This window comes from Leucobacter aridicollis (genome assembly GCF_013409595.1).
Taxonomy (GTDB): domain Bacteria; phylum Actinomycetota; class Actinomycetes; order Actinomycetales; family Microbacteriaceae; genus Leucobacter; species Leucobacter aridicollis.
In genome coordinates, this window is record NZ_JACCBD010000001.1 from 1,399,595 (window position 1) to 1,410,698 (window position 11,104).

Genomic DNA, 11,104 nt, shown 5'->3' on the forward strand with positions numbered 1-11,104 from the left:
GCTAAACTGGTGGGGATGTCTACTACCGTCGAACCCCAGTTCTCAACCGCTACCGGCAGCGACGTTCGCGTTCGCTTCTGCCCCTCACCGACGGGCACGCCGCACGTCGGCATGGTGCGCACGGCCCTGTTCAACTGGGCGTACGCCCGGCACACCGGCGGCACGTTCGTCTTCCGCATCGAAGACACCGATGCGGCGCGCGACAGCGAGGAGAGCTACGGCCAGATCCTCGACTCACTGCGCTGGCTCGGCCTGACCTGGGACGAGGGCATCGACGTGGGCGGCCCCCACGGGCCATACCGTCAGTCGGAGCGTGGCGAGATCTACCGCGAGATCGCGCAGCGCCTGATGGACGCCGGCTACCTCTACGAGAGCTTCTCGACCGCCGAGGAGATCGACGCGCGCAACGAGGCGAACGGCCGCGCGAAGCAGCTCGGCTACGACAACTTCGACCGCGACCTCACCGACGAGCAGCGCGCAGCATTCCGTGCTGAGGGCCGCGAGCCCGCGCTCCGGTTCCGCATCCCCGACATGGATCTCAGCTTCGACGACCTCGTGCGCGGTCCGATCAGCTTCCCCGCGGGCTCGACCATCGACTTCGTTGTCGTGCGTCCGAACGGTGCTCCGCTGTACACGCTGACGAACCCCGTCGACGACGCACTCATGGGCATTACGCACGTCCTGCGCGGCGAGGACCTGCTCTCGTCGACGCCCCGCCAGGTCGCGCTGCACCGCGCACTCGTGGAGCTCGGCATCGAGGCGGCCATCCCGCAGTTCGGCCACCTCCCATACGTGCTGGGCGAGGGCAACAAGAAGCTGTCCAAGCGCGATCCCGAATCGAATCTGCTGCACCACCGTGAGCGCGGGTTCATCCCCGAGGGTCTCCTCAACTACCTGTCGCTGCTCGGCTGGTCCATCTCCGCGGACCGTGACGTGTTCACGAGCGACGAGATGATCGCGGCGTTCGATGTCACCGACGTCAACCCGAATCCCGCCCGCTTCGACCAGAAGAAGGCCGACGCGATCAACGCAGACCACATCAGGCTGCTGAGCGAGGACGACTTCTACAAGCGGATCCTCCCGTACCTCATCGCCGGCGGCGCGCTGCCCGTCGAGCCGAGTGAGCAGCAGCTCGCAACCGTGCGTGCCGCGGTCCCGCTCGTGCAGAGCCGGGTCACCGTGCTCTCCGAGGTCGTGCCGATGCTCGGCTTCCTCTTCACCAACGCGGCCGCGCTCGTCTACGAAGACGACGCGCTCAAGTCGCTGAAGGACGATGCGCCTGAGACCCTGCGCGCGAGCATCGCGGCGCTCGAAGCGCTGCCGGCCGACGCGTGGGCGACCGAGCCGATCCAGACGGCGCTGCAGGACGCGCTCATCGAGGGCATGGGCCTGAAGCCCCGCGTCGCGTTCGGTGCGCTCCGGGTTGCCGCTTCGGGACGCCGCGTGTCGCCGCCGCTGTTCGAGTCGTTCGAGCTGCTGGGTCGCGACGAGACGCTTGCGCGTCTTCGCCGACTCGAGGCTCAGCTCTCAGGCGCATAGTCGCCCCCGGCGGGCGCGCCGCCCGCCGGTCAGGAATCGGTTGACTGGAAGAAGGAGTGAGACCTGATGGTGATCGAGACGGTTGCGGATAATCCTGCGGCTCCCTATGGCGTCGCAATCATCGGCGGCGGTCCTGCCGGGCTGTCGGCGGGCCTGCAGCTCGTGCGGGCGAACCGCCGCATCGCGATCCTCGATTCGAACAGGCCGCGGCACTCCGCCACGCTCCGCTCCCACGGCTTCCTGACCCGCGACGGCGCGCCGCCGCTCGAACTCCGCAAGCTCGGGCGCGAGGAGTTCGAGACCTACCCGACCGCGCGTTTCGCGCAGGCGATGACCCGCGAAATCGCGCCGCTGACTGCGGACGAGGCGCGTGCGGCGGGCTTCCCCGACGGGATCGGCTTCAGGATCCGGGGCACCGGGCTCCGCGGGAGTAGCGACGTCGAGATCGTTGCCCGCCGCGTGCTCATCGCTGCCGGGCTCACGGAGGAACTCCCGCCGTTTCCGATGATTCGCGCCTACTACGGTACTGCGCTGCACTCGTGCGTCGAGTGTGACGGCTTCGAGAAGACCGACAAGCCGCTCGCGCTCATCGGTGAGACGAGTGACCTGTTCGCGCGGGCGCTGCTCATCTCACGGTTCAGCTCGGACCTCATCGTGTTCACGAACGGGGCCGACACGATCCGGCCGCAGCAGGAGACCGAGCTCGCATCGATCGGTATCCGCGTCGAGCGTCGCCCGATCGACGACATCGTCGGCGAGAAGGCCGACATGACGGGCGTGCGGCTCGCCGACGGCGAGGTCATTGCCCGAGTCGGCGGATTTGTTCGCCCCCGCTGGCACGCATCGGTCGACTACTTCGGCGATCTCGAGATCGAGCGCGACGACTGGGGCCTCGTGAAGGTTGACGAGCGTGGCGAAACCTCGATTCGTGGCGTCTACGCCGCAGGTGACACCGTCCCACCCGGGCCGCAGCAGCTCATTATCGCGGCTGGCAACGGCGCGAGCGTCGCGGCGAAGCTCAACATGGACATGATCCGTGGCGCGCTCGGTGTCGGGCAGGTAGACGAGTAAGCTGTGTTCTGCGCTCACGCATAGTGGGCGAGATATTCGCAGTACAGACGTGGGGCAGCGCGTCGTCACTCTCAAGGAGACAGTTGTGTCTGAGCAACAGCGCGCCCACTTGGTGCCTGGTGACCGTGCGGCAGCGGCTGGGGGCCGCTACGCAGTAATTTCGGCAGCGTTCGTAGGAATCCTGCTGATCTCGAACGTGGTGGCGGTCAAGCCGATCGCGTTCGGGGCGATCGAGTTCGGCAGCGTCTCGTTGCCGCTCGTCTTCGACGGGGGAGTGTTCCTCTTCCCGCTGGCCTACATCCTCGGCGATGTGCTCGCGGAGGTGTATGGGCTGAAGGCGTCTCGGCGCGCGATCCTCACGGCGTTCGCCCTCGCGCTCGTGGCGTCGCTCACCATCGTGCTCGTGCAGGTGTCGCCGCCCGCAGCCGGGTGGGAGAACCAGGACGCGTTCGCTGCGGTGCTCGGATTCGTGCCGCGCATCGTCGCCGCGAGCCTCGTCGCGTTCCTCGCCGGTCAGCTCGTCAACGCGTGGGTGCTGGATCGCCTGCGCCGCAAGACCTCCGGGCGCTTCCTGCGGACCAGGCTGATCGGATCGACGATCGCTGGCCAGCTGATTGACACCCTGCTCTTCTGCACCATCGCGTTCGCCGGGATCATCACGGGGGTCGACTTCGTCATGTACGTCGTGCTCGGGTACGTCGTGAAGGTGCTCGCCGAGGTCGTGCTGCTTCCCGTGACCACGCGAGTCATCGCCTGGACGCGCCGGGCTGAGGAAGCGCGGACGGCGTTCCCGGCGTAGGTCGCGTGCCGCGCGCGGATGGCGGCGGCGTGGGGTTCCGGGCGTTGGAGCGGGGTGAATCTTGTCACCGGGGGTTGCCCTCGTGACAGCGGGCCGATCCTCTGGGATCTGCGATAGCAATGCCGGTCCGGGCGCATCCGGCGATTGGGTCTGTCGATCCCAGGCGCACTGACTGCTCGGGCGGGCCGGGCCACGCCAGCCATGGGGGAGTGATGGCCCTGCGGCTCGGGCGGGGCGCCAATCCCGCTCTGGCGGGGCGCCACTCCCTTTCGGCCGGGGCAACACTGAGGGGGGTGGTGCCGCGATCGAGTCGCGGCACCACCCCCTCAGTTGTTCTCACTACGCGGAGTAGCGGGCTGCCGCCTCCTTAGCGAAGTCGGCTCCGTACTGCTTGGTCAGGACTTCCTCGCGGAGTTCGAGGAACGTGCCGTCGATGATCGACTGGCGGATCTGGTCGACGAGACGCACGATGAAGCGCTCGTTATGAATCGTCGCGAGGGTTGAACCGAGCATCTCCTTGGCCTTGAACAGGTGGTGCAGGTAGGCGGCGGTGTAGTTCTCGCACGTGTAGCAGTCGCACTCGGGGTCGAGGGCCTCGAACCGACGGCGCTGGGTCGCGGCCTTCGCGTTGATGCGACCGCTGCTGGAGTACATGGTGCCGCCGCGTGCCTGCCGCGAGGGGGCGACACAGTCGAACGTGTCTGCGCCGGCCGCGATGCCGAAGAAGAGGTCGTCGGGCTCTGAGATGCCGAGCAGGTGTCGCGGCTTGTTCTCCGGTAACTCGTCACAGACCCAGCCGACGATCTCGCCAAGTTCGGTCTTCTCGATTGCGCCGCCAATACCGAAGCCGTCGAACTCCTGCTCGGTCGCCGTCGCCCCCCGGAGCCCCGCGAGTCCGCTCGCCGCTCGGCGACGCAGGTCCTCATACTGTGCACCCTGCACGACACCGAACAGTGCCTGGTATGGACGATGCTGTCGCTCGGCGGTCTGGCGTGCGTGCTCGTCGAGGCACCGCACGGCCCAGCGCTCGGTACGCTCCACCGAGTCCTCCTGATAGGCACGTGAGTCGAGCAGGGTGGTGAGCTCGTCGAAGGCGAACATGATGTCGGCGCCGAGCTGGTGCTGAATCTGCATCGAGATCTCAGGGGTGAAGCGGTGCTTGTCGCCATTGATGAATGACTTGAAGGTGACGCCGTCCTCGTCGACGTGCGCGAGCCGTTCCTTGGTCTTCGCGATGACCTCGGCCTCGGCGTGCGTCTTCTCGCTCATCGAGATGACCTTCTTGAACCCAACGCCGAGCGACATTACTTGGAAGCCACCCGAGTCGGTGAACGTCGGGCCGTGCCAGTTCATGAACTTGCCGAAGCCGCCGGCCTCATCGACGATGTCGCTGCCAGGCTGAAGAAACAGGTGGTACGCGTTCGCAAGGACCGCCTGGCCACCAAGCTGGCCGACGGTCTCGGGGAGGAGGGACTTGACAGTTGCTTTGGTCCCGACCGGAATGAAGGCGGGGGTCTGGATGTCGCCGTGCGGGGTGTGGATGGTGCCCGCCCTCCCGAGCGGAGCGCCAGTACGGCCAATCGCGCCCCCGGTCTCGAGTCGATGCTCGACGTCGAAGCTGAAGTCGGCGGGGGAGGGGGACAGCGGGGTCGCGGAAGAGTCAGTCACCCACTCAGTGTAGAAGTAGCCCGCTGCGAGGGCACAACACGCGCGGGAACACGAGGGATCGGCAGCCAACGGTCGAGTTTTGCCCCGTTCCGGGCATCGGCGAACCCTAGAGAGGAGAGGGTGAACGAATAGCCAATACTGCATGAATGGCGGAAAGACGCGGAGACACGCCCGAGATCGCGCCGCGGCTTGCCCTTCGGGGCGGACCGCCGTAATGTATTCCCTTGTCAGCGCAACGCAGCCGGGCCGCAGAGCGGTTCGGTTTAGACGGATGCGCTGGAATCACCTCGTGTGATAAGATAGAAAAGTTGCTCTTCGGAAAGCCTCAGGGTGAGTACGGTGGGTGTCTGGATCTTGAGAACTCAATAGTGTGCACTTAAATTGTCAAATGCCAATTTATTATCCCCGGCATTGAACCTGTTGGTTTGGTGTTGGAGATTCCTTTTTTATGGATAACGAAATCGTCAGATGATGGTTTCTGTCCAGGTTGAACTCGCAGTCTGGCTTACCTTATTCCGGTGGCTGGCTGCTATTCGTTTTTTACGGAGAGTTTGATCCTGGCTCAGGACGAACGCTGGCGGCGTGCTTAACACATGCAAGTCGAACGATGAAGCCCAGCTTGCTGGGTGGAAGAGTGGCGAACGGGTGAGTAACACGTGAGTAACCTGCCCTGAACTCTGGGATAAGCACTGGAAACGGTGTCTAATACTGGATACGACCTATCACCGCATGGTGTGTGGGTGGAAAGATTTATCGGTTTTGGATGGACTCGCGGCCTATCAGCTAGATGGTGAGGTAATGGCTCACCATGGCGACGACGGGTAGCCGGCCTGAGAGGGTGACCGGCCACACTGGGACTGAGACACGGCCCAGACTCCTACGGGAGGCAGCAGTGGGGAATATTGCACAATGGGCGCAAGCCTGATGCAGCAACGCCGCGTGAGGGATGACGGCCTTCGGGTTGTAAACCTCTTTTAGTAGGGAAGAAGCGAAAGTGACGGTACCTGCAGAAAAAGCACCGGCTAACTACGTGCCAGCAGCCGCGGTAATACGTAGGGTGCAAGCGTTGTCCGGAATTATTGGGCGTAAAGAGCTCGTAGGCGGCTTGTCGCGTCTGCTGTGAAATCCCGGGGCTCAACCCCGGGCCTGCAGTGGGTACGGGCAAGCTAGAGTGCGGTAGGGGAGATTGGAATTCCTGGTGTAGCGGTGGAATGCGCAGATATCAGGAGGAACACCGATGGCGAAGGCAGATCTCTGGGCCGCTACTGACGCTGAGGAGCGAAAGCATGGGGAGCGAACAGGATTAGATACCCTGGTAGTCCATGCCGTAAACGTTGGGAACTAGATGTAGGGCCTGTTCCACGGGTTCTGTGTCGTAGCTAACGCATTAAGTTCCCCGCCTGGGGAGTACGGCCGCAAGGCTAAAACTCAAAGGAATTGACGGGGGCCCGCACAAGCGGCGGAGCATGCGGATTAATTCGATGCAACGCGAAGAACCTTACCAAGGCTTGACATAGCCGAGAACGCTGTAGAGATACAGAACTCTTTGGACACTCGGTTACAGGTGGTGCATGGTTGTCGTCAGCTCGTGTCGTGAGATGTTCGGTTAAGTCCGGCAACGAGCGCAACCCTCGTCCTATGTTGCCAGCACGTTATGGTGGGAACTCATGGGATACTGCCGTGGTCAACACGGAGGAAGGTGGGGATGACGTCAAATCATCATGCCCCTTATGTCTTGGGCTTCACGCATGCTACAATGGCCGATACAAAGGGCTGCGATACCGCGAGGTGGAGCGAATCCCAAAAAGTCGGTCTCAGTTCGGATTGGGGTCTGCAACTCGACCCCATGAAGTCGGAGTCGCTAGTAATCGCAGATCAGCAACGCTGCGGTGAATACGTTCCCGGGCCTTGTACACACCGCCCGTCAAGTCATGAAAGTCGGTAACACCCGAAGCCGGTGGCCTAACCCTTGTGGAGGGAGCCGTCGAAGGTGGGACTGGTGATTAGGACTAAGTCGTAACAAGGTAGCCGTACCGGAAGGTGCGGCTGGATCACCTCCTTTCTAAGGAGCACTCACCAAACTTTGTTTGGTGCAGATTGGGGCGTTCATCACCGATCGTGTGATGCGTACCCGCTCATGGGTGGAACATTTGACAACGTGGATCAGGGTGCTGTTGTTTGGGGTGAGTACGCCGGCTTTGGCTGGTTGGAAAGTCTTGGATGGTGGTGTTCTGGTTTTTTTGAGTGCATACTGTTGGGTCCTGGAGACCCAGACCACGGTTGCTTCCTGTATGGGGGGTGATGGTGTCTTGGTTTCTTCAGCCCTGGTGTCTAGAACGTGTTGTCTAGCTGTCCAGGGATTGACCGTACGTTGAGAACTACACAGTGGACGCGAGCATCTTCGATACACGCACGATCACCTTTCGGGGTGTGGAGGCGTGTCTCATTGGTCACGCATGAGTCTTCGGGCTTGTGTGTGTTTCTAAATAATTTACTTATGTGATTTCAAGTTTCGAAGAGCAAACGGTGGATGCCTTGGCATCTGGAGCCGAAGAAGGACGTAGTAATCTGCGATAAGCCTCGGGGAGCCGATAAACGGGCTTTGATCCGAGGATTTCCGAATGGGGAAACCCCGCCAGCGCGCATGCGTAGCTGGTGACTCCCGCCTGAATATATAGGGCGGGTAGAGGGAACGTGGGGAAGTGAAACATCTCAGTACCCACAGGAAGAGAAAACAACATGTGATTCCGGTAGTAGTGGCGAGCGAACCCGGAAGAGGCTAAACCGGTGGTGTGTGATACCTGGCAGGGGTTGCATCATCGGGGTTGTGGGACGCTGCTGAAGGCGCTGCTGAGCCTTCGACGTGAATGTTCAGGTTATAGGGGAACCGCTTGGAACGGCGGACCGGAGTGGGTGAGAGTCCCGTACCCGAAATGACCTGGCTGCGTGTGGCGTATCCCAAGTAGCACGGGGCCCGAGAAATCCCGTGTGAATCTGTCAGGACCACCTGATAAGCCTAAATACTCCCAGATGACCGATAGCGGACTAGTACCGTGAGGGAAAGGTGAAAAGTACCCCGGGAGGGGAGTGAAATAGTACCTGAAACCGTTTGCTTACAATCCGTTGGAGCAGCCTTGTTGCTGTGACAGCGTGCCTTTTGAAGAATGAGCCTGCGAGTTAGCGATATGTGGCGAGGTTAACCCGTGTGGGGAAGCCGTAGCGAAAGCGAGTCTGAATAGGGCGATTCAGTCGCATGTCCTAGACCCGAAGCGAAGTGATCTATCCATGGCCAGGCTGAAGCGCGTGTAAGAGCGCGTGGAGGGCCGAACCCACTTAGGTTGAAAACTGAGGGGATGAGCTGTGGATAGGGGTGAAAGGCCAATCAAACTTCGTGATAGCTGGTTCTCTCCGAAATGCATTTAGGTGCAGCGTTGCGTGTTTCTTGCCGGAGGTAGAGCTACTGGATGGCCGATGGGCCCTACAAGGTTACTGACGTCAGCTAAACTCCGAATGCCGGTAAGTGAGAGCGCAGCAGTGAGACTGTGGGGGATAAGCTTCATAGTCGAGAGGGAAACAACCCAGATCACCATCTAAGGTCCCAAAGCGCGTGCTAAGTGGAAAAGGATGTGGAGTTGCTGTGACAACCAGGAGGTTGGCTTAGAAGCAGCCACCCTTGAAAGAGTGCGTAATAGCTCACTGGTCAAGTGATTCCGCGCCGACAATGTAACGGGGCTCAAGCACGCCACCGAAGTTGTGGCATTCATATAACAGGTAGGCCTTCGTGGTCCAGCCGTATGGATGGGTAGGAGAGCGTCGTGTGGCGAGTGAAGCGGCGGTGTGAACCAGTCGTGGATGCCACACGAGTGAGAATGCAGGCATGAGTAGCGAAAGACGGGTGAGAAACCCGTCCTCCGGAAGACCAAGGGTTCCAGGGTCAAGCTAATCTTCCCTGGGTAAGTCGGGACCTAAGGCGAGGCCGACAGGCGTAGTCGATGGACAACGGGTTGATATTCCCGTACCGGCTGGTAACCGTTCAAGACCTAACCAGTAGTGCTAAGCAAACCAAAGCTTCATGGATCCTTCGGGTGATGTGGGGTGGCGGCTGCGAACCCGAACTGGGGTGGTGAGCGTGAGGTGTGACGCAGGAAGGTAGGTGATCCCGGGCGATGGTTGTCCCGGGCTAAGCATGTAGCCTGCGGGATAGGCAAATCCGTCCCGCGTGAAGGGTGAGATGCGATGGGGACCCGTATGGGGAAGTCATTGATCCTATGCTGCCGAGAAAAGCATCGACGTGAGGTTGCTAGTTGCCCGTACCCCAAACCGACACAGGTGGTCAGGTAGAGAATACTAAGGAGCTCGAGATAATTATGGTGAAGGAACTCGGCAAAATGCCCCCGTAACTTCGGGAGAAGGGGGGCCATCCGCCTATTAGGATTTACTCCGAAAGGGTGTGGTGGCCGCAGAGACCAGTGGGGAACGACTGTTTACTAAAAACACAGGTCCGTGCTAACACGCAAGTGGACGTATACGGACTGACGCCTGCCCGGTGCTGGAAGGTTAAGAGGAGCGGTTAGCGGTTTTCGGACTGCGAAGCTGTGAATTTAAGCCCCAGTAAACGGCGGTGGTAACTATAACCATCCTAAGGTAGCGAAATTCCTTGTCGGGTAAGTTCCGACCTGCACGAATGGCGTAACGATTCCCCAGCTGTCTCCACCGTAAACTCGGCGAAATTGCAGTACGAGTAAAGATGCTCGTTACGCGCAGAAGGACGGAAAGACCCCGTGACCTTTACTACAGCTTGGTATTGGTGTTCGGTGTGGCTTGTGTAGGATAGGTGGGAGACTGTGAAGCGGGCACGCTAGTGTTCGTGGAGTCATTGTTGAAATACCACTCTGGTCATATTGGATATCTAACGACGAACCCTGATCGGGTTTTCGGACAGTGCCTGGTGGGTAGTTTAACTGGGGCGGTTGCCTCCCAAAAAGTAACGGAGGCGCCCAAAGGTTCCCTCAACCTGGTTGGCAATCAGGTGGCGAGTGTAAGTGCACAAGGGAGCTTGACTGTGAGACTGACAGGTCGAGCAGGGACGAAAGTCGGGACTAGTGATCCGGCAGTGGCTTGTGGAAGCGCTGTCGCTCAACGGATAAAAGGTACCTCGGGGATAACAGGCTGATCTTGCCCAAGAGTCCATATCGACGGCATGGTTTGGCACCTCGATGTCGGCTCGTCGCATCCTGGGGCTGGAGTCGGTCCCAAGGGTTGGGCTGTTCGCCCATTAAAGCGGTACGCGAGCTGGGTTTAGAACGTCGTGAGACAGTTCGGTCCCTATCCTCTGCGCGCGTTGGAAATTTGAGAGGATCTGACCCTAGTACGAGAGGACCGGGTTGGACGAACCTCTGGTGTGCCAGTTGTTCTGCCAAGGGCATGGCTGGTTGGCTACGTTCGGGATGGATAACCGCTGAAAGCATCTAAGCGGGAAGCCGGCCTCAAGATGAGATTTCCGTAGGAGTTTACTCCTGTGAGGCTCCCAGTAGATGACTGGGTTGATAGGCCAGATGTGGAAGCGCGGTAACGTGTGGAGCTGACTGGTACTAATAAGCCGATGACTTGACTTCATCCCAAATAGTGTTTTGGGGCGTAAGTATGTTGTTGTAACGATGTTCGCGTCTACTTTGTGGTTCTTGACGTACGGCCACGACCCCTTGCATCCTGTGTGGTGCCTGGTGTGGGGTTTGTGTGTTATGTCAATAGAGTTTCGGTGGTTATAGCGTCAGGGAAACGCCCGGTCACATTCCGAACCCGGAAGCTAAGGCTGACAGCGCCGATGGTACTGCGAGGGGGACCTCGTGGGAGAGTAGGACACCGCCGAACATTTTGTTGAGAAAGCCCCGGAGCAATTGCGCTCCGGGGCTTTCGTCATTTCAGGGGGCCTTCCGTGGAGCCGCACGCTGCGGCGCGTCCCCGCCCAAGTTCACACCGGATTGGTAGACACGCCATCGGTGCGCGCAATCATCCGATAAACTGGTG

General features: G+C 60.5%; 4 protein-coding genes and 3 rRNA genes. 6 read left to right on the forward strand and 1 reads right to left on the reverse strand.

What is annotated here, in order from left to right:
• Positions 1-15: 15 nt before the first annotated feature.
• The 3 genes from gltX (at position 16) to BJ960_RS06505 (ending at position 3,409) form a co-directional block, all read left to right on the forward strand.
• Positions 16-1,539, forward strand: a complete 1,524-nt coding sequence (gltX, locus tag BJ960_RS06495) for a glutamate--tRNA ligase (RefSeq protein ID WP_185986702.1) — start codon at positions 16-18, stop codon at positions 1,537-1,539.
• 66 nt (positions 1,540-1,605) lie between these two features.
• Positions 1,606-2,610, forward strand: coding sequence for an NAD(P)/FAD-dependent oxidoreductase (locus tag BJ960_RS06500; protein ID WP_185986703.1), 1,005 nt, complete (start codon positions 1,606-1,608; stop codon positions 2,608-2,610).
• Between the two features lie 85 nt (positions 2,611-2,695).
• Complete coding sequence (locus BJ960_RS06505) at positions 2,696-3,409, forward strand: queuosine precursor transporter (protein ID WP_185986704.1); 714 nt, start codon at positions 2,696-2,698, stop codon at positions 3,407-3,409.
• Positions 3,410-3,748: 339 nt separating this feature from the next.
• On the opposite strand, the gene tgt is transcribed toward BJ960_RS06505, so the two are convergent.
• Positions 3,749-5,077, reverse strand: coding sequence for a tRNA guanosine(34) transglycosylase Tgt (gene tgt, locus BJ960_RS06510; protein ID WP_185986705.1), 1,329 nt, complete (start codon positions 5,075-5,077; stop codon positions 3,749-3,751).
• Between the two features lie 539 nt (positions 5,078-5,616).
• Here tgt and BJ960_RS06515 point away from each other — a divergent pair.
• From BJ960_RS06515 to rrf, 3 genes are all read left to right on the forward strand, one after another.
• Positions 5,617-7,139: ribosomal RNA gene (locus BJ960_RS06515) — 16S ribosomal RNA — on the forward strand.
• 441 nt (positions 7,140-7,580) lie between these two features.
• A 23S ribosomal RNA gene (locus BJ960_RS06520) occupies positions 7,581-10,692 on the forward strand.
• A 139-nt stretch (positions 10,693-10,831) separates the two neighbouring features.
• A 5S ribosomal RNA gene (gene rrf / locus BJ960_RS06525) occupies positions 10,832-10,948 on the forward strand.
• The 16S, 23S and 5S rRNA genes sit together here, the layout of an rRNA operon.
• The last annotated feature ends 156 nt before the right edge of the window (positions 10,949-11,104 follow it).